We start from the raw sequence: 26,231 nt of genomic DNA on the forward strand, positions 1-26,231 counted from the left end.
CGGAAGCAGGTTCACCTGAAAATCTTAAAACCGTCACCAGCGGTTCGCTGGCAGTTGCTTGGGAAACGTGGCTAAAGACCACCCGACCGGGCCGGGGCAACCCCACCAGTGAAATGCGTATCAGGTTTTTAGGAGCGCTGTAATGCCTGAGATCTATCACTTCTTCCAACAGCTGGTTAATGGCCTGACCATTGGCAGCACCTATGCCTTGATAGCCATTGGCTACACAATGGTTTACGGCATCATTGGAATGATCAACTTCGCCCATGGCGAGGTGTACATGATCGGTTCCTACGTGGCCTTCATCGCCCTTGCGGGGCTTGCCATGATGGGCATCGATTCACTGCCGGTATTGATGACCGTCGCCTTTGTCGCGACGATCTTCGTAACCAGTGCCTATGGCTACAGTATCGAACGGGTCGCCTACCGCCCATTGCGTAACAGCAACCGGTTGATCCCGCTGATTTCTGCCATCGGTATGTCGATTTTCCTGCAGAACACCGTATTGCTGTCCCAGGACTCCAAGGACAAGTCCATCCCCAACCTGATCCCGGGGAGCATCTCCTTCGGCCCAGGCGGCGCAGAGGAAGTGCTGCTCTCGTACATGCAGATCCTGGTCTTCGTCGTCACCCTGGTGGCCATGACCGGCCTGACCCTGTTCATCTCCCGTTCTCGCCTGGGCCGCGCCTGCCGCGCCTGCGCCGAAGACATCAAGATGGCCAACCTGCTGGGTATCAACACCAACAACATCATCGCCCTGACCTTCGTCATCGGTGCCGCCCTGGCGGCCGTGGCGGCCGTGCTGCTGAGCATGCAGTACGGGGTGATCAACCCCAACGCCGGCTTCCTGGTGGGCCTGAAGGCCTTCACCGCCGCGGTGCTGGGCGGCATCGGCAGTATTCCGGGCGCCATGCTCGGTGGCCTGGTGCTCGGGGTGGCTGAAGCCTTTGGCGCCGACATCTTCGGCGACCAGTACAAGGACGTGGTGGCCTTCGGTCTTTTGGTTCTGGTGCTGTTGTTCCGTCCGACCGGCATTCTCGGCCGTCCGGAGGTTGAAAAAGTATGAACAGAAATCTCAAACAGGCGTTCTTCAGCGCCTTGCTGGTCTGGGCCGTGGCCTTCCCGGTTCTGGGCCTGAAACTCAGCATCGATGGCATCCGCCTGATCGTCCATAGCCAAGGGGCCATGACCCTGTGGATCATCGCCCTGTGTTCGGTGCTGATGTTCCTGCGCGTGCTGTTCGACAAACAGTGGAGCGCAGTGATGCGCTCGCGCTCGGACCGCAAGCTGATCTCGCCGGCCATGAGCAACTTCCTGACCCTGCCCAAGACCCAGCGCTGGGTGGTCATGGGGCTGATCGTGGTTGCCCTGGTCTGGCCGTTCTTCGGTTCGCGCGGCGCAGTCGACATCGCCACCCTGATCCTGATCTACGTGCTGCTCGGGCTTGGCCTGAACATCGTGGTCGGTCTGGCCGGCCTGCTCGACCTGGGTTATGTCGGCTTCTACGCCGTCGGTGCCTACACGTATGCCTTGCTCTCGCACTACTTCGGCCTGAGTTTCTGGATCTGCCTGCCGCTTGCCGGCCTGATGGCGGCCACCTTCGGCTTCCTGCTGGGCTTCCCGGTACTGCGTCTGCGCGGTGACTACCTGGCCATCGTGACCCTGGGCTTCGGTGAAATCATCCGTCTGTTCCTGCGTAACCTCACCGGGCTTACCGGCGGTCCGAACGGGATCAGCAACATCGAGAAACCGACCTTCTTCGGCCTGACCTTCGAACGCAAGGCCGCCGAGGGCATGCAGACCTTCCACGAGTTCTTCGGCCTGCAGTACAACTCGATCAACAAGGTGATCTTCCTCTACCTGGTGGCGTTGCTGCTGGCGCTGTTCGCGTTGTTCGTGATCAACCGCCTGCTGCGCATGCCGATCGGCCGTGCCTGGGAAGCCCTGCGCGAAGACGAGATCGCCTGCCGCGCCCTGGGCCTGAACCCGACCGTGATCAAACTGTCGGCCTTCACCCTCGGTGCCTGCTTCGCCGGTTTCGCTGGTAGCTTCTTCGCCGCTCGCCAGGGCCTGGTGACGCCGGAGTCGTTCACCTTCATCGAGTCGGCGATCATCCTCGCCATCGTCGTGCTGGGTGGCATGGGTTCTCAGCTGGGCGTGATCCTCGCGGCCATCGTGATGATCCTGCTGCCTGAGCTGATGCGTGAATTCAGCGAGTACCGCATGCTGATGTTCGGTGCCCTGATGGTGTTGATGATGATCTGGCGTCCGCAAGGCCTGCTGCCTATGCAACGTCCCCATATGGAGCTGCGTCGATGAGCCGCGAAATTCTGCAAGTCAGCGGCCTGAGCATGCGCTTCGGCGGCTTGTTGGCGGTCAACGGCGTGGCCCTGACCGTCAAGGAAAAACAGGTGGTGGCGTTGATCGGCCCCAACGGTGCCGGCAAGACCACGGTGTTCAACTGCCTGACCGGCTTCTACAAGCCCAGTGGCGGCACCATCCTGCTCGATGGTCAACCGATCCAGGGCCTGGCCGGTCATGAGATCGCCCGCAAGGGCGTGGTGCGGACCTTCCAGAACGTGCGCCTGTTCAAGGAAATGACCGCGCTGGAAAACCTGCTGATCGCCCAGCACCGGCACCTGAACACCAACTTCCTCTCCGGTCTGCTCAAGACCCCGTCCTTCCGTCGCAGCGAGCACGAAGCGAAAGAGTACGCACGCTATTGGCTGGAGAAGGTCAACCTGCTCGAGTTCGCCAACCGCCCCGCCGGCACGTTGGCCTACGGCCAGCAACGTCGCCTGGAAATCGCCCGCTGCATGATGACCCGTCCACGGATCATCATGCTCGACGAACCTGCTGCCGGCCTGAACCCGAAAGAGACCGAAGACCTCAAGGCGTTGATCACCCTGTTGCGCGAGGAGCACAACGTCACCGTGCTGCTGATCGAGCACGACATGAAACTGGTCATGAGCATTTCCGACCATATCGTGGTGATCAACCAGGGTACGCCCCTGGCCGACGGTTCGCCGGAACAGATCCGTGACAACCCTGAAGTGATCAAAGCCTACCTGGGGGAAGCGTAAATGCTGCAATTCGAAAACGTTTCCACCTTCTACGGCAAGATCCAGGCGCTGCACAGCGTCAACGTCGAGATCCGCCAGGGCGAGATCGTCACCCTGATCGGTGCCAACGGCGCGGGTAAGTCGACCCTGCTGATGACCCTCTGCGGTTCACCCCAGGCCCACAGCGGCAGCATCAAGTACCTGGGTGAGGAACTGGTCGGCCAGCCCTCCTCGCACATCATGCGCAAGAGCATTGCCGTGGTGCCGGAAGGCCGCCGGGTATTCGCCCGCCTGACCGTGGAAGAGAACCTGGCCATGGGTGGCTTCTTCACCGACAAGGGCGACTACCAGGCGCAGATGGACAAGGTCCTGCAACTGTTCCCGCGCCTGAAGGAGCGCTTTACCCAGCGTGGCGGCACCATGTCCGGTGGCGAGCAGCAGATGCTGGCCATCGGCCGGGCGCTGATGAGCAAGCCCAAGCTGCTGTTGCTCGACGAGCCGTCGCTGGGCCTGGCGCCGATCATCATCCAGCAGATCTTCGACATCATCGAGCAACTGCGTCGTGATGGCGTGACGGTGTTCCTGGTCGAGCAAAACGCCAACCAGGCCCTGAAGATCGCCGACCGTGCCTACGTGCTGGAAAACGGCCGGGTGGTGATGCAGGGCACCGGTGAAGCGCTGCTGACCGATCCCAAGGTGCGCGACGCCTACCTGGGCGGTTGATCCGCTTCACGGCAACAAATGGAAAAAGGCCTTCGGGCCTTTTTTCTTGCCCGCTGTAACGCCTCCCGGGCAATGGACTCTAGTGCAGCAGGTGAGCCGAACACACCAGTCGCTCACCGCCCTCTACTGACTAGGAGTCGCACCATGAACAAAACCCTCAGCGCTGCCGCCCTCATCCTGGCCCTCGGCTCGACCCTGGCCATCCTGCCTGCTGCTCATGCCGACGACATGAAAACGGGCAAGGAAGCCAGCATGGAAAAGGACATGAAGACGGACCAGAAAATGGCCGACGACATGAAGATGGACATGAGCCACGACAAGAAAATGGACAAGGGCGACAACAGGATGAAAGACGAAAAAAAGGACAAGATGTAACGCCTAGAGGGTCTGCAACGCCTGGCTGCTGCGCTTGAACCAGTGCATCAGGTAGTCGGCGAGCACCTGGACCCGCCTGGGCATCCCGCCCTGGTAGGGGTGAACCAGGAACAACGGCACGCTGCGCGTCTGATAGTCGCGCAGCAACCACTGCAGCCGCCCCTCGGCCAACTCTGCATGCACCATGTACGAAGGCAGCCTGGCGATGCCGGCTCCCAGCAGTGCCGCCTTCTTCAGCAGGCTGTAATGGTTACTGGCGAAACTGCCACTGACCTGCACCCGCAACAGTTCATGCTGCTGGTGATACAACCACTCTTCCCGACCACTGTAATGGCTGTTGAGCAAACAGCGATGTCCACTCAACTGCGCCGGTGTGCGCGGTTCATCATGCTGCTGCAAATACGCCGGGCTGGCACAGGTCAGTTCCTGCATGGCCAGCAAGGGTCGGGCAACCAGACGCGCATCGTCCCGGACCTCGGTACGAATGGCCAGGTCGAAGCCATCGCCCAGCAGATCGCGATAGCCATTATTCAGCTCCAGTTCGACCTGCAACTGCGGATAGGTGGCGGCGAACTCCAGCAACAGGCCTTCGAAAAACGTCTCGCCGAGTGACACGGGCACGGTGATCCGCACCGGGCCGGCCAGTTCATCCTTGAGCATGGCCAAGGTCTGGCGCGCCCCCTCCATCTGTCTTACCAGAGCCTGGGCCTGCGGCAACAGCATCGCGCCGGCCGCGGTCAGGCTCAGCCGGCGCGTGGTGCGATGCAGCAGTTTCACACCATGGCTGGATTCCAGAGCACTGATGCGCTTGGACAACTGCCCCTTGCTCCACCCCAATTGCTGCGCGGCCAAGGTGAAACTGCCGATATCCATCAACACGGCAAAGGCAGCAAGGTCGTCGAGGTCGCTCACGGATTGTTTCCATATGAAAACCAAAGGTTGCTTATTACTACGCTTATCACCAGGAAAATCCACCCTAGACTTGAGCCTTCTCTCCCCTGACTTGCGAGGAACGGCTCCATGAAAATTCTGTTGATCGGCGCCAACGGCACCATCGGTTCGGCAGTCGCCAAGGAACTGGAACAACGCCATGAAGTGCTGCGTATCGGCCGCAGCAGTGGCGACTATCAGGTGGATATCAGCGACAGCGCATCGATTCGCCGCCTGTTTGAGAAAACCGGTCGATTCGATGCCCTGGTGTGCGCAGCGGGCAACGTGACCTTCGCACCGCTGGCAGAGATGAGCGAAGAGCATTTCGCCCTCGGCCTGAACGACAAGCTCATGGGCCAGGTCAACCTGCTGCTGATCGGTCGCGAGTTCATCAACGATGGCGGCTCTTTCACCTTCACCACCGGCGTCACCAGCCATGACCCGATCCGCACCGGTGCCTCGGCCAGCCTGGTCAACGGCGCCCTCGATGCCTTCGTCAAGGCGGCGGCCATCGAACTGCCGCGCGGCTTGCGGGTCAATTCGATCAGCCCCAACGTGCTGGTCGAAGCCATGCCGGCCTACGCGCCGTATTTTCGTGGGTTCAAGCCGGTACCGGCCGCTGACGTGGCCCTGGCCTACGCCAAGAGCGTCGAGGGCCTGCAGACCGGCCAGACCTATCATGTCGGCTAGGGCCTTGTGATCGGCGTTCAGCCTGCGTAACGTGGCGGCACCTTTTGGTAGAGACCCTGGAGTTTGCTCGATGCGTGCCGCCCCTTCGTTATTGCTTGTCGCCCTGTTGCCGCTGTTCGCCGGTTGCCAGGTGCTGGCGGAAAAACCGCAGGCCGCCGTGGCCGGCACGACACGCATGCAAGGCGAATTGAGCGCCAAGGACGGCCAGCTGCTGTTCAAGCCCTGCGGCGAGAGTCGCCACTTTGCCATCTTCGATGCCGGCAACACGGGCCTGTTGCAGGAAGCCGCCGCCCTGGCCGCTGAACCAGGCACTTTGTTCGCCGATGTCAGCGGCAATCTTTCCGCCAGCCAGAAGGCCGGCAACGACGGCCAGCTCAATGTGCAGCGGCTGTACCGGGTCGAGCACTCCGACAGTGCCTGCAGCGATCCCAACTTCAAGCGTCTGACCCTGCGCGCCTATGGCCACGAGCCGGACTGGAGCCTCAAGGCCAGCGGCAAGGGCATGATCCTGGACCGCCCCGGCCAACCCTCGCTGGCGGTACCGTACCTGGAAGAGCAACTGCCTGACGGGCGGTTCAGCATCAACACCGAAGCCAACGGCCAGCGCGTGGAGCTGTGGGTGGCGCCGCAACGCTGTGTCGACGTCGCCACCGGCGGCGTGCAGCACCTGAGCGCCGAGCTGCGGCTCAATGGCCAGCTCATGCGCGGCTGCGCCTACTATGGCGGTTCGCGCAACGACTGATCATCGGCGTCTGCGTTAATCCTGCCTGCAAGGGCGGCTAACAGCTTATACTTGGCGGTTTGTGTAAAGCCGCCGGCCGTCCATGGCCGGGATACTGGACCCTGCCATGTTACGAATCACCGAACTGAAGCTGCCGCTGGATCATCCTGATGAAGCCCTGCGCGAGGCCATCGTGCAACGCCTGGGAATCAGCGACGAGCAGTTGCTGGACTTCACCCTGTTCAAGCGCAGCTACGACGCCCGCAAGAAGAACAGCGAACTACTGTTCATCTACACCATCGACCTGAACGTCAGCAATGAAGCCGAACTGCTGCGCAAGTTCGCCGACGACCACAACGTCAATGTCGCCCCGGACGTCAGCTACAAGATGGTCGGCCAGGCCCCTGCCGACGTGCAGGAGCGACCGATCGTGGTCGGCTTCGGTCCGTGCGGGATCTTCGCCGGCCTGCTGCTGGCGCAGATGGGCTTCAAGCCGATCATCCTCGAGCGCGGCAAGGAAGTGCGCCAGCGCACCAAGGACACCTGGGGTCTGTGGCGCAAGAGCGTTCTGAACCCCGAGTCGAACGTGCAGTTCGGCGAAGGCGGTGCCGGTACCTTCTCCGACGGCAAGCTCTACAGCCAGATCAAGGACCCGCACCATCACGGCCGCAAGGTCCTGCACGAGTTCGTCAAGGCCGGCGCCCCGGACGAAATCCTTTACATCAACAAGCCGCACATCGGTACCTTCCGCCTGACCAGCATGGTCGAGAAGATGCGTGAAGAGATCATCAGCCTGGGCGGCGAGGTGCGGTTCGAGCAGAAAGTCACCGACCTGCTGATGGACGACAGCCAGCTCAATGGCGTGGTCCTGGAAAGCGGCGAGCAGCTGCAATCGCGGCATGTAGTCCTGGCCTTGGGCCACAGTGCTCGCGATACCTTCCGCATGCTGCACGCTCGTGGCGTGTTCATGGAGGCCAAGCCGTTCTCCATCGGCTTCCGTATCGAACACCCACAATCGTTGATCGACCAGGCTCGCCTGGGCAAGTACGCCGGACACCCGAAACTGGGCGCGGCCGACTACAAACTGGTACACCACGCCAAGAACGGTCGTTCGGTCTACAGCTTCTGCATGTGCCCCGGCGGCACTGTGGTCGCAGCCACCAGCGAGCCGGGCCGGGTGGTCACCAACGGCATGAGCCAGTACTCGCGCAACGAGCGCAACGCCAACTCCGGCATTGTCGTCGGCATTACACCGGAACAGGATTACCCCGGCGGTCCGCTGGCGGGTATCGAGCTGCAGGAAAAACTCGAAGCCCATGCCTATGTACTGGGCGGCAGCAACTATCAGGCACCGGCGCAACTGGTGGGTGACTTCGTTGCCGGCAGGCCGTCCACCGTCCTGGGCAGTGTCGAGCCGTCGTACAAGCCAGGGGTCAACCTCGGCGACCTGGCCCCGAGCCTGCCGGATTTTGCCATCGAGGCGATCCGTGAGGCCCTGCCGGCCTTCGATCGGCAGATCAAGGGCTACAACCTGCATGACGCGGTGTTGACCGGAATCGAGACCCGCACTTCTTCGCCGCTGCGGATCACCCGTGGCGCGGATATGCAGAGCCTGAACCTGAAGGGCTTGTTCCCGGCAGGTGAAGGTGCCGGTTATGCGGGCGGGATTCTGTCGGCGGGTGTCGACGGGATTCGTATTGCTGAAGCCGTGGCGCGCAGCATGCTGGGACTGCAGGCAGCTTCCAGCCGCTAAAACCATCGCAAGCGTTGCCAGCTCCCACCCTGATCCGGTCTGTCCCGGACCCTGTAGGAGCTGGCGAAGCCTGCGATAAGCGCCGTGCTATCAAACCCCAGCACGCCTCGCCGCGCTCCACACAGCCCGCCCCCCCCTCGATCAGGCCCTGCAACTGATACCCCTGCCCTGCCAGCCAGTCCTGATTCTATTAGGTGGTCGCATAACACTCGCCGCCATCGCCCCGTCTCTCCCTGTGCCTTCATCTGCTGCGCATAGCAGCGAGCAGGCCAGACGGTGATCGTTCATGGTCCGATACCGGAAAAGAATCGATATGCAGGGGATCATGTGAAGAAAATCCCTACAACTTCAGCAGATACCGCTGCACAAAATATCCAGATACAACTGCTAGGCTGCACTGAGCTTACTGGCAACAGCTTATAACAAAAAAGAATATAATTTTTGTTTTAATGCATATCCCCTCAAGGTAGGGTGTGCCCCTAACGCAAACCTCAGGATGGAGAGCACCTTTGCTGCGTAGCACTTTCACACGTTTCTTTCAATTGGAAGCTGCCAGCGGTCTATTGCTGATTGCTGCAGCCGCCCTGGCCCTGATCATCAACAACTCGCCCTTGTCCTACCTGTACAACGGCCTGCTGGATGTGCCGGTGGTTGCCCAGATCGGCGCCCTGAAGATTGCCAAGCCCTTGCTGCTGTGGATCAACGACGGCCTGATGGCGCTGTTCTTCCTGCTGATTGGCCTGGAGGTCAAGCGCGAGGTGGTCGACGGCCACCTGTCCAAACCCTCGCAGATCGTCCTGCCCGGTGCGGCGGCGATTGGCGGCATGGTCATCCCGGCCCTGATCTACTGGTTCCTTAACAAGGACAATCCAGCAGCCGTTGCCGGCTGGGCCATCCCCACCGCCACCGACATCGCCTTCGCCCTGGGCGTCCTGGCGTTGCTGGGCAAGCGCGTGCCGGTGTCGCTCAAGCTGTTCCTGATGACCCTGGCCATCATCGATGACCTGGGAGCGATCATCGTCATTGCCCTGTTCTACTCCGGTGAACTGTCGAGCCTGTCGTTGATGCTGGCCGGCGCCTGCCTGCTGGCCCTGATCGGGATGAACCGGTTGGGCGTGGTCAAGCTGGGCCCGTACATGGTGGTCGGCCTGATTCTCTGGGTCTGCGTACTCAAGAGCGGCGTCCATGCCACCCTCGCTGGCGTCACCCTGGCCCTGTGCATTCCGCTGCGAACCCGCAACGCCGAACCGTCGCCGCTGCTGACCCTGGAACATGCACTGCATCCTTGGGTGGCCTACGGCATCCTGCCGTTGTTCGCCTTCGCCAACGCCGGGGTTTCGCTGGCCGGTGTCACCCTGGAAAGCTTCACCCACTATGTACCGATGGGGATCGCCATCGGCCTGTTGCTGGGCAAGACCGTGGGCGTGTTCGGCTTCACCTGGATCTCGGTCAAACTGGGCTTGGCCGCCCTGCCCGCCGGCGCCAACTGGGGCCAGGTGCTGGGTGTGGCGATCCTGTGTGGCATCGGCTTCACCATGAGCTTGTTCGTCGGCTCCCTGGCCTTCGTGCCGGGCAGCAGCGAGTACGCCGGCATGGACCGCATGGGGATCCTCACAGGTTCCATCCTCGCCGCCATCATCGGCTACAGCATCACCGCCCTGGCCAGCCGCAAGGCACCCGTGGCCTGACAACCTGCCAGACCTGAAAAAGCCCCGACCAGCATTGCCGGATCGGGGCTTTTTCATTCATTGCAGCCAGGTATCAGCGGGTAACGCGGCTGGTACCATCAACCGTCAGGATGCGCACGCGATCGCCAACCCGGAAAATCTCGTTTTCCTGCACCGCCTGCACATAGGCGCGCATGCTGCCGTCGTCTTCGCGTACAGTGATTTCAACGCCCTGGGTGCGGGTCAGGCCTTCTTCTGCGGCAGAACCTGCCAGGCCACCGGCCACGGCACCGATGACCGCCGCCACGATGCTGCCGCGCCCACCGCCGATGGCACTGCCCGCCACACCGCCGACAACGGCGCCGGCACCACCACCGATCGGGGTCTTGGTGCCTTCGATTTTCACTGGACGCAGGGCCTCGATAACGCCCATGCGTACGGTCTGGACGCGGCGCGCTTCGTCGCGCGAATAGCTGTCACCGGTCAGACTCGAGGCACAGCCGCCCAGCAGCAGCGTCATGGTGGCGAAGCTGGCCGCCAGCAAAGCAGATTTACGCATTGGATGATCTCCGTAAGACAGGTGTTCATTAGACTCCGCACATTGACGGCTGTCACGACTCATGCGGAGTAATATTGCTTCCATTCAGCTTCTGTACAGTCTGTACCCTCGATGCAGCCTGTCGAAACATCTAGCGCAAGGATAGTCATGGATTACTTTATCGTCGTCGTCACGACTCTGGCAGGCCTGTACTTTCACTGGTGGCTGTACGTCCGCATCCGGCGCTGGATGGACCGTGACCTGGCGCTGTCATTCGCCGGAACCGATGAGCACAAGAAGGCCTATATGCTTGAATGCCTGAACAACGCCCGGGCACAAAAGATCAAGCGCTCGGAACTGGCGGCCTGGCTGGAACGCGAGGCCGCCGCGTTTCCGGTCGATTAAGGCGCCAGCCGCTCGCGCAGCCAGCCGCCTTGCTGCAGGCGGTAATTGAGACGGTCATGCAGGCGGCTGGCCCGCCCTTGCCAGAACTCGATACGCTCCGGCACCAGGCGGTAGCCGCCCCAATGTTCGGGGCAATGGGGCTGGTTGTCGCTGAAGCGTTGCTCCGTGGCCTTGACCAGGCCTTCGAGTTCGGCGCGGTCGGCGATCACCTGGCTCTGCGGCGACGCCCAGGCGCCCAGGCGGCTGCCCAGTGGCCGCACCTGGTAATACGCGTCCGACTCCTGGGCGGTTACCTTGACCACCTTGCCTTCGATCCGGACCTGGCGCTCAAGTGCCGGCCAGAAGAAGGTCATGGCCGCGCAGGGGTTGACCAGAAGCTGCTGGCCCTTGGCGCTGTCGTAGTTGGTGAAGAAGGTGAAACCTTCGTCATCCAGTCCCTTGAGCAGGAGAATCCGGCAGTGCGGGCGACCATCGGCATCCACCGTGGCCAGGGTCATGGAGTTGGCTTCTACCGGCGGTTTCTCGGTTTTCACCGCGTCATCGAACCAATGGCGAAACAACGCGAAGGGTTCCACCGGGGCCTGGTCTTCCGCCAGGCCATCACGGGTGTAGTCGCGGCGCATATCGGCCAGGGTCTTGGTCATTGCTGCGTTCCTTGACGATCAGTTGGTCTTCGCAGGGCTGGTGCTGGTGGCCGCCTTCTTCGCCGTCGACGCAGGCTTGGCTGCGGGTTTGGCGGCAGCCTTCTTGGCGGCCGCGGTCTTGGTCGGGGCGGCTTTCTTGGCAGTGCTGGTTTTTTTCGCCGGCGCCTTGGCGGCCGGTTTCACGGCGTCCTTGAGCGGCGCCTTGGCATCCTGCACCGCCACCAGCGAGGCTGGGCTCGGGGTAGGTTGCTTGTATTTGGCAAGCAGCGCAACCATGGTGTTCTGCGGCGTCAGGACCATCTCCACCCGACGGTTCAGGGCACGACCCTGCTGGCTGTCGTTGGCGGCGCGCGGCATTTCCGAGCCCATGCCGCGCAGCATCAGGCGGTCGCGTTCCAGGCCACTGAGACGGAAGATCGCGGCCACCGACTGGGCGCGCTCCTGGCTCAGTTTCTGGTTGGCTGCAGACGCGCCACTGGTATCGGCATGGCCCAGGACCAGCACAGCGGTCTGCTTGTCGGTTTCGATGGCCTTGGCCACCCGGGTGATCGGCCCGAGGGTGACAGGCAGGAGCATGGATGGGCGATCCGGGTTGTACGAGCTGTCTACCGGCACGGTGACTACCAGTACGTCTTCACGGCGCTCAAGTTCGAACGCGCTGTCCTTGATCGCTTCACGCAGGCGCGGCTCGTAGCTGTCCAGCCAGGCCTTGGTCGCTTTGTAGTCGATCTTCGGCACCGCTGCGGTCTTGGCCTTGTCGCTGGCACCAAACGGCCACCACCAGGAGCCGCCGCTGCCCGACTTGGCTTGTGCCTTGGCGTCGGTCTTGGCCACTTTTTCGCTGACGACTGCCTTCACTTCCTTGTCGGCCACTTTGTCCGAGCCGAAGGGCCACCAATCGATACCGCCATCGGCAGCGCCTTTCTGGGAATGCTGTGCGCAACCGGTCATGGCCAGGCACAAGACAAGAGCTAAGGATTTAGGGGAAGACATCTGGGATACACCATGAAGAGAAAGAGATTTGGCCCAACTGCATGAGCCATTGGAATTCAGAATACCCAAAGGGTTCAGGCCTATTCGCGTTAGCCGATCAAAGGCAGCCAGCCAGCACCCGAACCAGTTTTTGTGCACGCGGGTCCATCAATACATAAGGGCCCAGGGTATTGGTGACAAAACCGAAGGCCACATCATGTTCGGGGTCGGCAAAGCCGACCGATCCACCGGCCCCTGGGTGACCGAAGGCTTTGCTGCCCAGGCCGAAGGTGGCGTTGGCCACGGTCGGTTGGTCGAGCATGCAGCCCAGGCCGAAACGGGTCGAGGTCAACAGAGTCTTGTCGTCGCCCAGGCTGTGTTCCCGGGTCAACTCGTCGAGCAACTCGGACTCCAGCAGGCTGCCGTCAAGCAGGCCGGCGTAGAACCCGGCCAGGCTGCGCGCATTGCCGTGACCATTGGCAGCAGGTTGCTGCATCCGGCGCCACTCGGGCTTGTTGGTGCTGGTCAGCATGCCCGGCGGGTTGGTGAAGGCGCGGGTGGACAACGCCTCCGGCTCGCGCAGGGTGACCTGGAGCAGGCGCTGCGCCGCTTCATCACCCATGTTGCCCTTGCCCCTGGCGATATGCGCGACCCGATGGAACTGATCGTCAGCCAGGCCGATATGAAAATCCAGGCCCAGCGGGCGCGCGGTACGGGCGACGATGGAATCACCCGGCGCACGCCCATCGGCGCGGCGGATCAACTCGCCGATCAGCCAGCCAAAGGTGATTGCCGCATAACCGTGGCCTGTTCCGGGTGTCCACCAGGGGGCTTCAGCGGCCAGGGTGTTAACCATGGTCTGCCAGTCATAGAAGGCCTCGGCGCTCATCAGTTGACGAATGGCCGGCAAGCCAGCCTGGTGGCAGAGCAGCTGGCGCAGGGTGATCGATTGCTTGTCGGCCTGGGCGAACTCCGGCCAATACCGAGCGACGGGAGCGTCCAGCGACAGCTTGCCCTCGCCTACCAGTTGCAGGGCAGTGACCGCGGTGAAGGCCTTGGTGCAGGAAAACAGGTTGGCAATAGTGTCACTGTGCCAGGCTTCGGCGCCGTCCTTGTCGGCGGTACCGGACCACAGGTCAACGACCGTCTCCCCTGCGACCTGGATGCACAGCGCCGCGCCACGCTCCTGGGGATCGTCGAACAATGCCGCAAAGGCTTCGCGCACTGCTTCGAACTTAAGCTCGTAATGACCCTGAATCTGCACCCAGCCGCTCCTGGCACACGCCAATCTGGAAAATGGCGTGCATTGTTTCAGCCTACGAAGGATTTGGGAACAGACAGTGGTCAGGCAGTTTTGGGGTCAGCCCGATGCATCAGTGCGCACCAGGCTGCCCGGCCTGGACTACGGGGCCTTTGTCGCTTTCACGGTGCCGATTTGCTCCTGCGCTTGCAGGTTGCTCTTACGCACGCTGTCGACGAATCCCTGGAACGGTACGTCAGTGATGCCTACAAGGCCGAAGTGGCCATTCTCACCATCCAGCAAACGACCGCTGGCCGGTTGATCGAGGTACTGGAACCAGTGCACGCCAACGATGGAGGGCTCGGCCAGTGCCGCTTTCAAGAAAGCGGCATACGCCGGCCCCCTTGCCTCTTCCCTGGCCACTTCCATCGGCCCCGGCCAGAACGGGCCGCGATCACGCGAACCGAACTGGAATTCGGAGACCAGTACCGGCTTGTCCAGGGCGTTGAGCTGGCTGAAGTCGTAGCCGTCCTGGGGTTTGGGCGTGTAGAAGTTGAAGCTCAGGACATCACAGAACTCGGCGCAGGCCTGCACCGCTTCCGGTGTGCTGACGGCATAGCGGCCACCCAGCAGCAGATGATTGGGCGCGTGCCACTTCAAGGCATCGGCAATGGTCTTGAAGTAGGTCTCGGCGAAGACCTTCTGGAAGTACTTGAAGTCGGCCTCGATCTCCGGGTATTCCGGGCTGGGCAGGGGCGGCTCGAACCCCGGGTCTTCCATCAGTTCCCAGGCGGCCAGTTCTATGCCCCAGGCCTTGGACAGGCCAGCCTGGTTGCGGTACTTGTCGCGCAGCTGCTTGAGGAACGCACGCTTGGCCGGTACGTCGGTGGTCAGGCGCAGGGTGCCGTAGGCCAGGGCGTAACGGGCCTTGGGGTCGTTGCCCGGCGCGGCCCAGGCGAGCTCGTTGTCGGCGAAAAAGCCGATCAGCCAGGGATCGTCACGGTGGTCACGGGCGGCGATGGCCACGGCACGCTCGGTGGCCATGGCAAAGCGTGGGTCGAACGGGTCGGGCATGCGCCCCCACCAGTCCATGCCGGTGCTGATGCTGGTGTAATCACCGACGATCGACAGCGGCAAGGTGTATGCCACGCGATCGGTCTGACCCAGGGCCGGCTCGCTCCAGTTACCCAGCGTATTGAAACCCCAGGCCTGCAGACGGTCCAGGGTATGGCCCCGCCATCGCTGCGGGTCGAAAGCCGGCACAGGGCACGGCACCGCCGCCGTGCTGTCGGTCGCGGCGACCGGCGTGCAGGGCTTGTCGTAGCTGCGTGCGAGGTTGGCGGCATAGAAGTCGAACCAGCGCCCCTGGTTGAAACTGCGCCCGCTGGCCGAACCGTTGCCATCGTTGTTGTTGCCTTCGCCATAGAACTGCGCCAACGGCTCGCCTGCTTGCGGCAAGGCCGTGAACATCGATTCACGCCCGGCCACATAGGTCCGCCCGCCCTCGGGTGCAACCGCGTTGACGCCCAGGGAGTAGAACGGATTGCCTTGCGGGGTAACCAGGTACCAGCGCCCGTCCCGCTTTTCGGTGCGGAAGAATCCCTTGGCCTCGAACTGCAGGCCCGTGGTCAGGCCGCCGAACTTGTCACGCTTGAGCTGGCTGCGTTCGGCCAGCCAGCCCTTGAGCTGCTGCTGCTCACGGGCCGAGGCGGCCTTGAGCTGGTCATCGCTGGCGATTTTCTCCGGCCAGCGGCCGCGGGTGGACTGCCCATAAGCATCGATCAAACCGCTGTAAACGGCCTTCTGCAGCCCATCGTCATCCTGGATGCCGAAACGCTCGATCATCAGGCTCTGGGCGACATCGGGCTTGTTCATCGACAAGGTCACCGACACCACCTGCTTGAGGTCCACTTCACCGGCACTGCTGGTCAGCAACCAGCGCTGGCCTTCATGGGTCCAGGGCATCGGCGGGCCGGCGCGCATGCCCTGGCTCAGCGGCGAGCTGGCCTTGAGCGGTACCACCACGGTCTGGGCTGGACCAGCCGGCAGGTCGATGCGGCTGGTGAGGGTCCTGCCATCACTGCCGAGCACCGTGACATCCACGGTCAGCGGCCAGTCCATGCCGCTTTGCAGGCGCAAGGTCATGGCCGTGGCCATGGACCAGTCCCAAGTACCGGCCTGCGGGCTCAAGCGCAAACTGGGCTGTTGCGCCGGGTTGAACACCACGCGACGCAATACCTCACCCTCGGCTGTCTGCTCTGCGTTGTACTGCGGCAAACTGGCATCCGTGGTCTGCACAGTGACCACGGCGGCCGGGCGCACGAAGCTGAACAGCGTCTGTTGTCCGGCCAGCAGCGGTGTGCTGAACATCAGTGCGAAGACAGCTGGCAAGGTACGGCGAATCATAGGGCTGGAGCTCTCCTTGAGGGCCCGGGCGGGCCTTGAACTGAGTCATAGACAACGCCCCGGAGCAATGATCCCCGGGGCTCAGGAAATTTCCCGTCGAAACGGCGGCAGCGCGTTGAGGATAGCCTTGCCGTAGCGCTGGGTGACTACACGTCGATCCAGCAAGGTGATGGTGCCGCGATCCTGCTCGGTACGCAGCAGCCGACCGCACGCCTGGATCAGGCGCAAGGAGGCGTCCGGCACGGCGATTTCCATGAACGGATTGCCGCCGCGGGCCTCGATCCACTCGGCCAGGGCCGCCTCGACCGGATCGTCCGGCACGGCGAAGGGAATCTTGGCGATGACCACATGCTCGCAGTACGCACCCGGCAGATCCACGCCCTCGGCAAAACTGGCGAGGCCGAACAACACGCTGGAATCACCGCCATCGACCCGCGCCTTGTGCTTGTTCAGGGTTTCCTGCTTGGACAGGTTGCCCTGGATGAATACCTGCTTGCGCCAGTCGCGGTCCAGGCCGTCGAACACGTCCTGCATCTGCTTGCGCGAGGAGAACAGCACCAACGAGCCCCGCGAGCCCTCGACCAGCTCCGGGAGGTCGCGAATGATCGCGGCCGTATGGGCAGCGGCATCCCGGGGGTCGGCACGCAGGTCCGGTACCCGCAACACACCGGCATCGGTATGGTGGAAGGGACTCGGTACCACGGCGGTGACGGCGTCCTTGGGCAGGCCGGCACGCATGCGGAAACGATCGAACTTGCCCAGCGCGGTCAAGGTCGCCGACGTCACCAGGGCGCCATGGGCGACGTTCCACAAATTGCGGCGCAGCATCTCGGCCGCGAGGATGGGGCTGGCATTGACCTCGATATCGAACAGCGCGCCGCTCTCGGCCAGGGTCAGCCAGCGCGCCATGGGCGGGCTGTCTTCCGGGTCTTCGGCGGTGAAGGCGGTCCACAGCTCCCAGTTACCCTGGGCGCGCATCAGCAGGCTGCCGAACAGCGGGTACCATTCTTCGGCCTGATGGCTGGCGATGCCGATGTTGACCTCGGCGTCCATACCTTCCTTGAGCAGTTCGGTCAGGCGGGTGAACAGGTCGGTCAGGCGCGAGAAGCCCTTTTTCAACTCGATGCCCATTTCACGCATGTGCTCGGGCACCACGCCGCCTTCGAAACGATGGCGGGGCCGCTCGCGGCCTTCCATGTCTTCGCCGGGACGGAAATCGGCCACCTGCTCGCAGGCGGTGAACATGAACTGCTGCTGGGCCTTGATTTCCCGGGCCAGCTCCGGCACCTGTTCGATCAGCTTGCCCAGGTCGCCCGGCAAGGGGTGTTGGGCCAGCAGCTTGGTCAGGTTCTTGGCGGTCTGCTCCAGCCAGTCGGCGGTGGAGCGCAGCCGGGTGTAATGGGCGAAATGGCCGATGGCCTTGTCTGGCAGGTGGTGGCCTTCGTCGAACACATAGATGGTGTCACGTGGGTCGGGCAGCACCGCCCCTCCGCCCAGGGCCAGGTCGGCCAGGACCATGTCGTGGTTGGTGACAATCACATCGACCTTGCCCATGCCCTCACGGGCCTTGTAGAAGGTGCACTGGCCGAAGTTGGGGCAATGGCGGCCGGTACACTGGCTGTGGTCGGTGGTCAGGCGCGCCCAGTCCTGATCTTCCAGGGCTTGCGGCCAGCTGTCACGGTCGCCGTCCCAGCGGTTGCCGGCCAGTTTCTCGATCATGCTGGTGAACAGCTTCTGGCTGGCTTCGTCGACCTCGATCCTGAAACCTTCCTCTTCGAACAACTGGGCCGTGGCTGATTGCGCATGGCCTTCCTGCAGCAACAGGTCGAGCTTGGACAGGCACAGGTAACGGCCACGACCCTTGGCCAGGGCGAAGCTGAAGTTCAGGCCGCTGTTGCGCATCAGGTCGGGCAGGTCCTTGAAGACGATCTGCTCCTGCAGGGCCACCGTGGCAGTGGCAATCACCAGGCGCTTGCCGGCGGCCTTGGCGGCAGGGATCGAGGCCAGGCTGTAGGCCACCGTCTTGCCGGTACCGGTGCCGGCCTCAACCGCCACCACGGCAGGCTCACCGGCACGTCGACCTTCATCGTCGCAGGCGATATCGCCCAGTACCTTGGCCACTTCGGCGATCATCAGGCGCTGGCCGTAGCGTGGCTTGAGGCTCTTGGCTTCGAGAAAACGCGAATAGGCGCCCTGAATCGTGGTTTTGAGTTCGTTGCTGATCATGGTGTCGGGGCGCCCGGAGGGCTGGATAAATTTTCAGTGTTTCGATCGGGTCGCTATCATACCCCGCTATTGCCCTTTGCGCCGCATGGAGATCCCGATGGCCGCCTTTGCCCTTCCTTATAGCCTGCATGTCCTGGCCGCCCTGGTGTGGGTCGGCGGGATGTTCTTCGCCTGGCTGATCCTGCGGCCGGCGGCGGTTGCAGCCCTGGACGGCCCTGCTCGCCTGCGCCTGTGGGTGGAAGTGTTTCAGCGTTTTTTCGTGTGGGTCTGGGTGGCGATCCTGGTGCTGGCGATCAGCGGTATCGGCATGATCCATCTGCGATTCAGCGGTTTCGAGACGGCACCCCGCTATGTCCAGGTGATGATTGGCGGTGGTATTGCCATGTTCGCGCTGTTTTTTCGTATCCAGGCATTGCTGCTGCCGGAGTTGCGCAAGGCGGTGCACCTGAGGACTGGCCAGCTGGCGCCGGTGTGCTGGGCCGGATTCGCCGCCTGGTAGGGATCAACCTGCTGCTGGGGATCGCCGTGGTGCTGGTGGCCAGCACCCGCTGGTTGATCTGATACACCCCGTAGCCGCTGCCGCCAGGCTGCGATCGACTGCGCAGCAGTCGCAAACCTGTCACCTCGCAGAGTCAGATGTACCGCGCAGCCAGGTTTTACGGCCGTTTCACGGCCGATCGCAGCCTGACGGCAGCGGCTACAGGGAATTGGCGTTAGTGGCCATCGCCGGCGCTGCCGGCTCCCACAAGGGTTCGGTATGCGCCGCCCCCTGTGGGAGCTGGCGAAGCCTGCGATCGACTACGTGGTGATGCGCAAGATACTGGCCCGGTGACGAGCAAGACGGTGTCCACAGCGATTACAACCGCTGCAGAATCAGCTCGCCCTCAGCCCCGGCCAGGCCGGGCTGGCCGGCGATACCCGGCTTGCCGGCGGCGCCGGGCGCCGTGCGATAGACCAGGCACCCCTTGCTCGCCCCGCCCGCTCCCGGTTTGCCCGCAGCGCCGGCAATTCCTGGCGCACCACCATCGAGCTGCACCTTGATCCGCTCGACCGGAAAGTCCGACGGCACCGCCAGCAACACCCGCCCACCGGCGGCACCATCGTGCCCATTTCCGCCATTGTCGCCATCGGCGCCACGACTGGCCTGGCCCCAGGTACATCCTCCTGCCTTGCCGTTGGCGCCATCCAGCCCGACGTACCCCGGCGCACCGGCACCGCCACGCGCATCGATGACCAGCACCGGCGTTTGCAAAGCATGCAGTTGCAGATCAAGGTTGCGCCCCGCCCTGGCCGCACGCTCATAGGTGCCGGGCGCGCCACGGGCGCTGATCTGGCTGGCTTCGTCCAGTCGGGCCCGCCCGACTTCGATCTTCAATGGGGCGTCCGCCGGCACGATGGCAATTCGCGCCTCGCGCCCCATGTGCAGTTCATCGATTTTCAGCTCGACCAGGCTGCCAGGCAGCAACAAGGTGGCCGAATCGGCCACCTCCAGTCGCTGCAGGTGCACGACGCTGGATTTGTTGGGCAGGCGCAGCACCGAATTGGCCGTCACACTGATGGCATCGGCAAGGGCCAGCGGGCTGAACAGCGCCGCCAGCAGAATCAATTTACGCATGAGCAATCTCCTGACGGGGCGCCGGAATCGACAGCACATGAAAGATTCCGACCAGCAGGATCTGCAGGCGATCGAACCAGCGATGGCTACGCCCGCGCAGGCGACCATTGAAGCCCAGCACCTCCAGCAGGTGCAGGCCGAGCAGCGCAGCACCCGCCGCGTTGATCAGCAGGTTGAACGGCAGCACCTGGGGCATCAGCAGATTGACCAGGACCACCCACCAGAACACCACCGTCAGGGCCTTGCCCAAAGCCAGCAGAACCTTCATACGCGCCCCCTGTTGTTGTTTTTCGGCAGGCGATGCCAATGTCCCGGCACCACCTGCAACAGTAACGGCCGCGCTGTGCTTGCGCCAGAGCACGCGATCAGTTCAGGTGCAATTCCACCCTGCGGTTCTGCGCACGTCCTTCTTCCGTGCCGTTATCGGCCACCGGCTGGCTTTCGCCGCGGCCCTGGCTGGTGACTTTCGAGGGCGCCAGGCCCTGGCTGATCAGGTATTCGGCGACACTGGCGGCGCGCCGTTCGGAGAGCGCCTGGTTATAGGCATCGGCACCTTCACTGTCGGTATGGCCGATCACTTTGACACTGCGCACGCTGGCGTCATTGAGTTTGCCCATCAGCCCCTGCAACTGGCCGCGGGCGCCCTCGGTCAGCTCGGCCGAGTCGAAGGCGAACATCACCGCGCCCTTGTCATCGAGGGTGATGACTTCCGGGCTGGCGGCAGCTTCTACCGTTTTTTCGGGGTATTGCGGCAACGGGCAGCCGGTGTGGCTGACCGGTGTATTGGCCGGGGTGTCCGGGCAGTTGTCTCGACGGTCGAACACGCCGTCTTCGTCCTTGTCGCCATCCTGGGCATAGCAGATCAGGCCGCCGGCGATTGCACCGGCAGCACCGGCACCGGCCGCCCAGGCCGAGCTTTCGATAGCCCCCAGGCCGCCGCCGACCAGGCCGCCAATCACACTGCAGATAGGCCAGGTCCTTTGATTGAGTGGTGCGCTGCCATCACTGTGGGTGGCACAACCGGAAAGCAGGCTTGCAGCCACCAACAGGGGGACAGCGGCTTTGGAGAGAACACTCATGAAATTGCTCCTGTGTCACCGGCCTATACCGGTCACACAGGAGTAAAGACGGGCCTGCGGCACTTCTCAAGCCGCAGGCCGCCTGCTTCAACGCTGGATACGAATTTCCGTACGACGGTTCTGTGCCCGTCCTTCGGCCGTCGCGTTGTCGGCTTCAGGCTGGCTCTCACCGGCGCCTTGTACCGAGACGAAACTGGCGCGTGGTACGCCGCTGCTGATCAGGTATTCGGTGACCGACTGGGCGCGACGCTCCGAGAGTTTCTGGTTGTAGGCATCACGGCCGACACTGTCGGTATGCCCGGTGACGCTCAGCCTGGCGCTTGGCGCTTCCTGTTTCAGGCGGGTGGCAATGGTATTGAGGCGTTCCTTGTCGGCGGCGGTGAGTTTGGCCGAATCGAACTCGAAGTGCACGTCGCGAATGACGATGACTTCTTCCTTGACCACGACCGCTTCTTCGACAACCGGTGCAGGCTCAGGTGGGCAGCCGTTGGCATCGACCTGAACGCCGCGAGGCGTGCCAGGGCACTTGTCACGGCTGTCCGGCACGCCATCGCCATCCTCGTCACCATCGCCGTGGGCCCAGCAGTAACCCGCCGCCATGCCCGCGCCGAGCAACGCGCCCCAACCAGCCCAGGTCGAGCTTTCGATAGCGCCCAGGGCAGCGCCGCCTACACCCCCGACGGCAGCGCACTTCGGCCAGTCGGTTTTTTGCAAACCTGCACAACCAGTCAACACGCTGGTTAGCAGAACCAGGGGTAATGCTGTGCGTACTATGCTCATTTTGTTGCGTCTCCTAGGGGGGATTCGGTGCAACACCGATCTATGGGAGTAAAGACCGCGCGAACCATCTCCGCCAGCAATAAGCCATGATGCGGCTGTCAGCCTCTATGCCTGACGGCCCGGGGCCGTTAGTCTTGACGCATCTGAGCGAGGATTCTCGATGATTCACGGTTTTTCCCAACGCACGCCGCAGCAGGCCCTGGCCGCTCTGCTCGAGCGCTATACACCGAAAAGCCTGTTGCTGGTGGGCACACGCTTCCCGGCCCTGGAGGCCTTCGTCCAGGCCCACCCACAGGTCGAGATCGCCCAGGCCAAACCCGGTCCGTTGCCTGCGGATCTGGCGGCCAAACGCTTCGATCTGGCCCTGCTGGTCGACTGCCTGGAGCATTTGCCCAAGCGCGATGGCCTGCAATTGCTGGGGGGTATCCGCAACCTCAACGCCAGCCGCGTGGCAGTGCTGGCCGACCTTGCCGCCTGCGGCTGGCACGACACCGAGTTTTTCGCCCTGGCCCTGCAGGCCAGCGAAAAATTTCAGCGTGATGAGCAGGTGCTGAGCCTGTTCACCTATGATCTACGTGAATACAAGCAGGTCCCGGACTGGCTCAACGCCAAGTTCTGGGCCAACCCGCAAAATTTTGGCAAGTACTGGTGGTGAAGCAATGAGTGTCTCGGTTTGTCCCTGCGGCAGCGGTAATCTGCTCGACGCCTGTTGCGGACACTTCCATGCAGGGCATCCGGCCCCCGATGCCCAGGCGCTGATGCGTTCGCGCTACAGCGCCTATGTGCTGGGCCTGGTCGACTACCTGGTGCAGACCACCCTGCCGGTGCAGCAGGCGGGCCTGGACCTCGACGCCATCAAGGCCTGGAGCGCACAAAGCACCTGGCTGGGCCTGGAGGTGGAAAGCGCCGAGGTGTTCGGTGGTCAGCCCGAACATGCCTTCGTCACCTTCACCGCCCGCTGGCACGACAACGACAGTGAGCACAGCCACCGTGAGCGCTCGGCCTTCGTGCAGCATGGCGGACGCTGGTACTTCATCGACCCGACCGTGGGTCTCAAGGCTGGCCGTAACGACGCCTGCCCCTGCGCCAGCGGGCAGAAATTCAAGAAGTGCTGCGCCAGTTACCTGGGTAGCTGACCCCATGGCCCGCCTGTTGCTGTTCAGCCTCCTGATACTGCAACTGACGGGCTGTGCCAGCTGGTTTACCAGCGACTACCGCGACCCCGAGGTACAGCTGGTCAAGGTCGAAATGGTCAAGGCACGTCTGCTGCAACAGGAGTTCGTCCTGCATGTGCGCGTCGACAACCCCAATGACAGCCGCCTGTTCATTCGCAACCTGCACTATTCGGTGCATTTGAACGACCTGCTGCTGGCCGAAGGCGAGTCGAGCCTGTGGCGTAGCGTTGGCGGCCACGCCCGGCGCACCTTCAAGATCCCGGTGCGCACCAACCTGTGGCAACAGATCAAACCCCTGGCCAAGCTGCTGCGCAATGCCGACCAACCGCTGCGCTATCGCCTGGATGGCGAGCTCAACAGCGGATTAATCTTCACCCGCGAACTGCACTTGTCGCGCAGTGGTGAGATAATTCCCGGCGATCTTTTACCGGAGTAACCCGCAATGACCCAGCAACCCCATGTCCATGGCCCTGACTGCAACCACGATCATGATCATCACCATCATCATGACCACGGCCATGTTCACGGCCCCCACTGCAACCACGGGCACCAGGAGCCGGTGCGCAACGCCCTGAAGGACGTTGGCCGCAACGATCCGTGCCCGTGCGGCAGCAACAAGAAGTTCAAGAAGTGCCACGGCGCCTGATACCGGCAAGGTAACGGCGAGGCTTTGCAAATAAAGGCCTCGCCCCCGCTTGCATGGCATGGTCGAGCTCACTAACGTAGCGCCTTTTAGACGCCACGCCCTGCAGGAGCCCGACCATGGCCGCGCCAGCCTTCCCCCCTTTCCTCCCCCGGTTCGGCGTAGCCGCAGCGATGTTCGGCTTGCTTGCCCTGGGCGGCTGCCAGATGGGCGGCCAGCGCGACAGCGTGCCACCGAGCACCGGCGTACAACCCCTCAAGGGCCTGGCCCAGAACGTATCGGTACGGCGTAACCCCCAAGGCATGCCGCTGATCGAAAGCAGCAATTTCCATGACGCCCTCTTCGCCCTGGGCTATGTCCATGCGGGCGATCGCATCGGGCAAATGGTCGGCATGCGTTTGCTGGCCCAGGGTCGCCTGGCGGAACTGGCCGGTGACGATGTGCTGGAGGTCGATCGCCTGATGCGTGCGGCCAACCTGAAAAAGACCGCCAACCAGCTCTACGCCGATGCCTCGCCGCGCCTCAAGCGCTTCTTCGAGGTCTACGCCCGTGGCGTCAATGCCTACCTGTTCCGTTACCGCGATCGACTGCCGGCACCGCTGGCGCAGAGCGGCTATCGCCCGGAATACTGGAAACCGGAAGACTCGGCGCTGATTTTCTGCCTGTACAACTTCAGCCAGTCGGTCAACCTGCAGGAAGAACTGGCCGCCCTGACCCTGGCGCAGAAAGTCGGCAGCGACAAGCTGGCCTGGCTGCTGCCCAGCTATCCGGACGAACCCCTGCCATTGGACGAGGCCGACAAGCTCAAGGGCCTGAACCTGGGTAGCCAGCTGACCGGGCTGGCCCCCCTGGCCGCCGCCAGCGAACAACTGGCGTCGCTCAACCTGCTGGGCGTGGCCGGTTCCAGCAACCTGGCGATCGCCCCGCAGCGCAGTCGCAGCGCCAAGAGCCTGCTGGCCAGCGACACACTCGGTGCCTGGGCCATGAGCCCGGTGCAGATCCGCGCGCCCAAATACCAGGCTGCCGGTGTCACCATTGCCGGCCTGCCACTGCTGTTGTCCGGCTACAACGGCAAACTGGCCTGGAGCGCCAGTGCCGTCATGGCCGACAACCAGGACCTGTACCTGGAACGGCTCAAAAACGAAGGCAGCCGCCTGATGTACCAGGCCGACGGCAAATGGCTGCCGGCCCTGGCGCGTAACGAGACCTTCTTTATCAAGGGCCAGCGCCCACAACGCGAAACCCTCTACGACACCCGCCACGGCCCCCTGCTGGGCGACACCCGCAACGCCAGCCTTGGCCTGGCCCTGCAAGTGCCGCAGCTCAAGGGCGACATGAGCATGGATGCATTCTTCAACCTGTCGCGGGCACAGACCGTCGAACGTGCCTTCGACAACACCCGGGAGATCGGCGCGGCGGCACTCAACTTTGTCTTCGCCGATGCCAGCAACATTGGCTGGCAGGTCAGCGGCCGCTTCCCCAACCGTCGCGAAGGCCAGGGCCTGCTGCCCTCGCCGGGCTGGGACGGGCGCTACGACTGGGACGGCTATGCCGATCCGATGCTGCACCCCTACGACCAGGATCCGCTCCAGGGCTGGCTGGCCAATGCCAACCAGCGCAGCGTACCCAAGGGCTACGGCATGCAGCTTTCCAACAGCTGGTACTACCCCGAGCGCGCCGAGCGCCTGGGGCAACTGGCCGGCAATGGCAAGCATGACAGCCGCAGCCTGATGACCCTGCAGAACGACCAGACCACGCTGTTCGCCGACAAGCTCAAGCAGATGTTCGAAGCGCCCGGCATGGCCCAGCCGCTCAAGCAGGCCATCGATGCCTTGCCCGCCGAGCAGCGCACCCGGGCGCGGGAGGCCTATACCCGGCTGATGGCCTTCGATGGCCGGCTGACGACCACTTCGGCCGACGCCGCCCTGTATGAACTGTTCCTGCAGGAAAGCGCCAGACTCACCTTCCTCGACGAGCTGGGCCCGGAATCCTCGCCTGCCTGGCAGGCCCTGGTCGGTAATGCGCGCCTGTCCTATTCGGCCCAGGCCGACCACCTGCTGGGCCGTGAAGACAGCCCGTTCTGGGACGACCAGCGCACCACGCAGAAAGAAGACAAGCCCGCGATCCTCGCCCGCAGCCTGGCCGCCGCGGTCAGCGCCGGCGAAGCGCAACTGGGCAGCGACCGCCGCGCCTGGCAGTGGGGCAAACTGCACCAGTACCGCTGGCCGGCGCCGACCTTCCATGGCCTGGGCGATGCCATCAGCCGCAGCCCGCAGGCCACAGGGGGCGATCACAGCACCCTCAACCTCGCGCCTTATGCCTGGGGCAAGGACTTCAACGCCCAACTGGCACCGTCGCTGCGCATGGTGGTGGACTTCGGCCAGGTCGAACCGCTGCAACTGCAGAGCAGCAGCGGCCAGTCCGGCAACCCGGCCAGCAAGCACTTTGCCGATGGCCTGGATGCCTGGTTCAAGGGCCGCTACATGGGTCTGCCGCTGCAGCCGCAGAACTTCGACCGCGTCTACGGCAGCCAACGCCTGACCCTGGTACCGGGCAAGTAATCACCCCGCCTGCGCGCAGCCGGTGC

At 63.2% G+C, this 26,231-nt stretch carries 26 protein-coding genes and 1 pseudogene; 16 read left to right on the forward strand and 11 right to left on the reverse strand.

The genetic code is table 11. The annotated features are described in order from the left end of the window. The first annotated feature begins 142 nt into the window (after positions 1–142). The 5 genes from livH to ACIQUS_RS18650 all read left to right on the forward strand — a co-directional run bounded on the left by livH (position 143) and on the right by ACIQUS_RS18650 (position 4,160). Entirely contained in the window at positions 143–1,066 is a 924-nt protein-coding gene (livH, locus tag ACIQUS_RS18630) for a high-affinity branched-chain amino acid ABC transporter permease LivH (RefSeq protein WP_285864917.1), read from the forward strand. Continuing rightward, positions 1,063–2,319: a high-affinity branched-chain amino acid ABC transporter permease LivM gene (locus ACIQUS_RS18635; RefSeq protein ID WP_403049526.1), complete on the forward strand. Its 1,257-nt coding sequence runs from the start codon at positions 1,063–1,065 to the stop codon at positions 2,317–2,319. The genes livH and ACIQUS_RS18635 overlap by 4 nt, the downstream gene beginning before the upstream one ends. After that, the gene (gene livG, locus ACIQUS_RS18640; protein ID WP_403049529.1) at positions 2,316–3,083 is read left to right on the forward strand and encodes a high-affinity branched-chain amino acid ABC transporter ATP-binding protein LivG; all 768 of its coding nucleotides are present in this window, start codon (positions 2,316–2,318) and stop codon (positions 3,081–3,083) included. The genes ACIQUS_RS18635 and livG overlap by 4 nt, the downstream gene beginning before the upstream one ends. Further along, the gene (locus ACIQUS_RS18645; protein WP_403049532.1) at positions 3,084–3,785 is read left to right on the forward strand and encodes an ABC transporter ATP-binding protein; all 702 of its coding nucleotides are present in this window, start codon (positions 3,084–3,086) and stop codon (positions 3,783–3,785) included. A gap of 144 nt (positions 3,786–3,929) precedes the next feature. Next, positions 3,930–4,160: a hypothetical protein gene (locus tag ACIQUS_RS18650; RefSeq protein WP_403049535.1), complete on the forward strand. Its 231-nt coding sequence runs from the start codon at positions 3,930–3,932 to the stop codon at positions 4,158–4,160. 3 nt (positions 4,161–4,163) lie between these two features. Here ACIQUS_RS18650 and ACIQUS_RS18655 read toward each other — a convergent pair whose 3' ends face one another. Further along, positions 4,164–5,072 carry a LysR family transcriptional regulator gene (locus ACIQUS_RS18655; RefSeq protein ID WP_403049538.1) on the reverse strand — a complete coding sequence of 303 codons (909 nt, stop codon included), beginning with the start codon at positions 5,070–5,072 and terminating at the stop codon, positions 4,164–4,166. 108 nt (positions 5,073–5,180) lie between these two features. Here ACIQUS_RS18655 and ACIQUS_RS18660 point away from each other — a divergent pair, with 108 nt between their 5' ends. The 4 genes from ACIQUS_RS18660 to nhaA all read left to right on the forward strand — a co-directional run bounded on the left by ACIQUS_RS18660 (position 5,181) and on the right by nhaA (position 9,942). Continuing rightward, complete coding sequence (locus ACIQUS_RS18660) at positions 5,181–5,780, forward strand: short chain dehydrogenase (RefSeq protein WP_403049541.1); 600 nt, start codon at positions 5,181–5,183, stop codon at positions 5,778–5,780. Positions 5,781–5,850: 70 nt separating this feature from the next. Next, entirely contained in the window at positions 5,851–6,522 is a 672-nt protein-coding gene (locus ACIQUS_RS18665; protein WP_403049544.1) for a COG3650 family protein, read from the forward strand. 106 nt (positions 6,523–6,628) lie between these two features. Further along, the gene (locus tag ACIQUS_RS18670; RefSeq protein ID WP_403049548.1) at positions 6,629–8,254 is read left to right on the forward strand and encodes an NAD(P)/FAD-dependent oxidoreductase; all 1,626 of its coding nucleotides are present in this window, start codon (positions 6,629–6,631) and stop codon (positions 8,252–8,254) included. 509 nt (positions 8,255–8,763) lie between these two features. After that, positions 8,764–9,942, forward strand: a complete 1,179-nt coding sequence (gene nhaA / locus ACIQUS_RS18675; protein ID WP_403049551.1) for a Na+/H+ antiporter NhaA — start codon at positions 8,764–8,766, stop codon at positions 9,940–9,942. Between the two features lie 73 nt (positions 9,943–10,015). Here the strand turns inward: nhaA and ACIQUS_RS18680 are convergent, their stop codons facing one another. Beyond that, positions 10,016–10,480 carry a glycine zipper 2TM domain-containing protein gene (locus ACIQUS_RS18680; RefSeq protein WP_403049554.1) on the reverse strand — a complete coding sequence of 155 codons (465 nt, stop codon included), beginning with the start codon at positions 10,478–10,480 and terminating at the stop codon, positions 10,016–10,018. A 147-nt stretch (positions 10,481–10,627) separates the two neighbouring features. On the opposite strand from ACIQUS_RS18680, the gene ACIQUS_RS18685 reads away from it, so the two are divergent. Then, positions 10,628–10,864, forward strand: a complete 237-nt coding sequence (locus ACIQUS_RS18685; protein WP_403049557.1) for a hypothetical protein — start codon at positions 10,628–10,630, stop codon at positions 10,862–10,864. Here the strand turns inward: ACIQUS_RS18685 and pdxH are convergent. The 5 genes from pdxH to dinG all read right to left on the reverse strand — a co-directional run bounded on the left by pdxH (position 10,861) and on the right by dinG (position 18,352). Then, a complete protein-coding gene (gene pdxH / locus ACIQUS_RS18690) occupies positions 10,861–11,508 on the reverse strand; it encodes a pyridoxamine 5'-phosphate oxidase (protein WP_403049560.1) in 648 nt (215 codons plus the stop codon). The two genes, ACIQUS_RS18685 and pdxH, sit on opposite strands and share 4 nt — an antisense overlap. Positions 11,509–11,526: 18 nt before the next feature. Continuing rightward, complete coding sequence (locus tag ACIQUS_RS18695; protein ID WP_403049563.1) at positions 11,527–12,501, reverse strand: OmpA family protein; 975 nt, start codon at positions 12,499–12,501, stop codon at positions 11,527–11,529. A 97-nt stretch (positions 12,502–12,598) separates the two neighbouring features. Continuing rightward, entirely contained in the window at positions 12,599–13,744 is a 1,146-nt protein-coding gene (locus ACIQUS_RS18700; RefSeq protein WP_403049566.1) for a serine hydrolase domain-containing protein, read from the reverse strand. 138 nt (positions 13,745–13,882) lie between these two features. Beyond that, the gene (locus ACIQUS_RS18705) at positions 13,883–16,126 is read right to left on the reverse strand and encodes a beta-agarase (RefSeq protein WP_403049569.1); all 2,244 of its coding nucleotides are present in this window, start codon (positions 16,124–16,126) and stop codon (positions 13,883–13,885) included. 81 nt (positions 16,127–16,207) lie between these two features. Beyond that, complete coding sequence (gene dinG / locus ACIQUS_RS18710) at positions 16,208–18,352, reverse strand: ATP-dependent DNA helicase DinG (RefSeq protein ID WP_403049572.1); 2,145 nt, start codon at positions 18,350–18,352, stop codon at positions 16,208–16,210. A 97-nt stretch (positions 18,353–18,449) separates the two neighbouring features. Here dinG and ACIQUS_RS18715 point away from each other — a divergent pair. Further along, positions 18,450–18,913 (forward strand): annotated as a pseudogene (locus ACIQUS_RS18715) (CopD family protein). Between the two features lie 295 nt (positions 18,914–19,208). On the opposite strand, the gene ACIQUS_RS18720 reads toward ACIQUS_RS18715, so the two are convergent. The 4 genes from ACIQUS_RS18720 to ACIQUS_RS18735 form a co-directional block, all read right to left on the reverse strand. After that, positions 19,209–19,967, reverse strand: coding sequence for a collagen-like protein (locus ACIQUS_RS18720; RefSeq protein ID WP_403049575.1), 759 nt, complete (start codon positions 19,965–19,967; stop codon positions 19,209–19,211). Beyond that, positions 19,960–20,235 carry a DUF1145 domain-containing protein gene (locus tag ACIQUS_RS18725; RefSeq protein ID WP_403049578.1) on the reverse strand — a complete coding sequence of 92 codons (276 nt, stop codon included), beginning with the start codon at positions 20,233–20,235 and terminating at the stop codon, positions 19,960–19,962. Before ACIQUS_RS18725 ends, ACIQUS_RS18720 begins: the two co-directional genes overlap by 8 nt. Positions 20,236–20,332: 97 nt before the next feature. Then, a complete protein-coding gene (locus tag ACIQUS_RS18730) occupies positions 20,333–21,046 on the reverse strand; it encodes an OmpA family protein (protein WP_403049581.1) in 714 nt (237 codons plus the stop codon). Between the two features lie 87 nt (positions 21,047–21,133). Beyond that, a complete protein-coding gene (locus ACIQUS_RS18735; protein WP_403049584.1) occupies positions 21,134–21,826 on the reverse strand; it encodes an OmpA family protein in 693 nt (230 codons plus the stop codon). 160 nt (positions 21,827–21,986) lie between these two features. On the opposite strand from ACIQUS_RS18735, the gene ACIQUS_RS18740 reads away from it, so the two are divergent. The 5 genes from ACIQUS_RS18740 to ACIQUS_RS18760 all read left to right on the forward strand — a co-directional run bounded on the left by ACIQUS_RS18740 (position 21,987) and on the right by ACIQUS_RS18760 (position 26,205). Continuing rightward, positions 21,987–22,481, forward strand: coding sequence for a DUF6231 family protein (locus ACIQUS_RS18740; protein ID WP_403049587.1), 495 nt, complete (start codon positions 21,987–21,989; stop codon positions 22,479–22,481). 4 nt (positions 22,482–22,485) lie between these two features. After that, the gene (locus tag ACIQUS_RS18745) at positions 22,486–22,962 is read left to right on the forward strand and encodes a YchJ family protein (RefSeq protein WP_403049590.1); all 477 of its coding nucleotides are present in this window, start codon (positions 22,486–22,488) and stop codon (positions 22,960–22,962) included. A 4-nt stretch (positions 22,963–22,966) separates the two neighbouring features. Then, positions 22,967–23,437: an LEA type 2 family protein gene (locus tag ACIQUS_RS18750; RefSeq protein WP_403049593.1), complete on the forward strand. Its 471-nt coding sequence runs from the start codon at positions 22,967–22,969 to the stop codon at positions 23,435–23,437. Positions 23,438–23,443: 6 nt separating this feature from the next. Then, complete coding sequence (locus tag ACIQUS_RS18755) at positions 23,444–23,647, forward strand: SEC-C metal-binding domain-containing protein (RefSeq protein WP_285864892.1); 204 nt, start codon at positions 23,444–23,446, stop codon at positions 23,645–23,647. 116 nt (positions 23,648–23,763) lie between these two features. Further along, a complete protein-coding gene (locus ACIQUS_RS18760) occupies positions 23,764–26,205 on the forward strand; it encodes a penicillin acylase family protein (RefSeq protein ID WP_403049598.1) in 2,442 nt (813 codons plus the stop codon). The last annotated feature ends 26 nt before the right edge of the window (positions 26,206–26,231 follow it).

This window comes from Pseudomonas sp. NPDC090755 (genome assembly GCF_044769005.1).
In the GTDB taxonomy this organism is placed as follows: Bacteria; Pseudomonadota; Gammaproteobacteria; order Pseudomonadales; family Pseudomonadaceae; genus Aquipseudomonas.

What these genes read in the sequence shown, in the direction of transcription:
- ACIQUS_RS18635 (WP_403049526.1), top strand. Translation starts at nt 1,063, where the DNA reads ATGAACAGAAATCTCAAACAGGCGTTCTTCAGCGCCTTGCTGGTCTGG.
- ACIQUS_RS18705 (WP_403049569.1), bottom strand. Translation starts at nt 16,126, where the DNA reads ATGATTCGCCGTACCTTGCCAGCTGTCTTCGCACTGATGTTCAGCACA.
- ACIQUS_RS18750 (WP_403049593.1), top strand. Translation starts at nt 22,967, where the DNA reads ATGGCCCGCCTGTTGCTGTTCAGCCTCCTGATACTGCAACTGACGGGC.
- ACIQUS_RS18760 (WP_403049598.1), top strand. Translation starts at nt 23,764, where the DNA reads ATGGCCGCGCCAGCCTTCCCCCCTTTCCTCCCCCGGTTCGGCGTAGCC.
- ACIQUS_RS18740 (WP_403049587.1), top strand. Translation starts at nt 21,987, where the DNA reads ATGATTCACGGTTTTTCCCAACGCACGCCGCAGCAGGCCCTGGCCGCT.
- ACIQUS_RS18720 (WP_403049575.1), bottom strand. Translation starts at nt 19,967, where the DNA reads ATGCGTAAATTGATTCTGCTGGCGGCGCTGTTCAGCCCGCTGGCCCTT.
- ACIQUS_RS18735 (WP_403049584.1), bottom strand. Translation starts at nt 21,826, where the DNA reads ATGAGCATAGTACGCACAGCATTACCCCTGGTTCTGCTAACCAGCGTG.
- ACIQUS_RS18755 (WP_285864892.1), top strand. Translation starts at nt 23,444, where the DNA reads ATGACCCAGCAACCCCATGTCCATGGCCCTGACTGCAACCACGATCAT.
- ACIQUS_RS18695 (WP_403049563.1), bottom strand. Translation starts at nt 12,501, where the DNA reads ATGTCTTCCCCTAAATCCTTAGCTCTTGTCTTGTGCCTGGCCATGACC.
- ACIQUS_RS18680 (WP_403049554.1), bottom strand. Translation starts at nt 10,480, where the DNA reads ATGCGTAAATCTGCTTTGCTGGCGGCCAGCTTCGCCACCATGACGCTG.
- ACIQUS_RS18645 (WP_403049532.1), top strand. Translation starts at nt 3,084, where the DNA reads ATGCTGCAATTCGAAAACGTTTCCACCTTCTACGGCAAGATCCAGGCG.
- ACIQUS_RS18725 (WP_403049578.1), bottom strand. Translation starts at nt 20,235, where the DNA reads ATGAAGGTTCTGCTGGCTTTGGGCAAGGCCCTGACGGTGGTGTTCTGG.
- livG (WP_403049529.1), top strand. Translation starts at nt 2,316, where the DNA reads ATGAGCCGCGAAATTCTGCAAGTCAGCGGCCTGAGCATGCGCTTCGGC.
- livH (WP_285864917.1), top strand. Translation starts at nt 143, where the DNA reads ATGCCTGAGATCTATCACTTCTTCCAACAGCTGGTTAATGGCCTGACC.
- ACIQUS_RS18685 (WP_403049557.1), top strand. Translation starts at nt 10,628, where the DNA reads ATGGATTACTTTATCGTCGTCGTCACGACTCTGGCAGGCCTGTACTTT.
- ACIQUS_RS18665 (WP_403049544.1), top strand. Translation starts at nt 5,851, where the DNA reads ATGCGTGCCGCCCCTTCGTTATTGCTTGTCGCCCTGTTGCCGCTGTTC.
- ACIQUS_RS18745 (WP_403049590.1), top strand. Translation starts at nt 22,486, where the DNA reads ATGAGTGTCTCGGTTTGTCCCTGCGGCAGCGGTAATCTGCTCGACGCC.
- dinG (WP_403049572.1), bottom strand. Translation starts at nt 18,352, where the DNA reads ATGATCAGCAACGAACTCAAAACCACGATTCAGGGCGCCTATTCGCGT.
- ACIQUS_RS18670 (WP_403049548.1), top strand. Translation starts at nt 6,629, where the DNA reads ATGTTACGAATCACCGAACTGAAGCTGCCGCTGGATCATCCTGATGAA.
- ACIQUS_RS18650 (WP_403049535.1), top strand. Translation starts at nt 3,930, where the DNA reads ATGAACAAAACCCTCAGCGCTGCCGCCCTCATCCTGGCCCTCGGCTCG.
- ACIQUS_RS18730 (WP_403049581.1), bottom strand. Translation starts at nt 21,046, where the DNA reads ATGAGTGTTCTCTCCAAAGCCGCTGTCCCCCTGTTGGTGGCTGCAAGC.
- ACIQUS_RS18660 (WP_403049541.1), top strand. Translation starts at nt 5,181, where the DNA reads ATGAAAATTCTGTTGATCGGCGCCAACGGCACCATCGGTTCGGCAGTC.
- pdxH (WP_403049560.1), bottom strand. Translation starts at nt 11,508, where the DNA reads ATGACCAAGACCCTGGCCGATATGCGCCGCGACTACACCCGTGATGGC.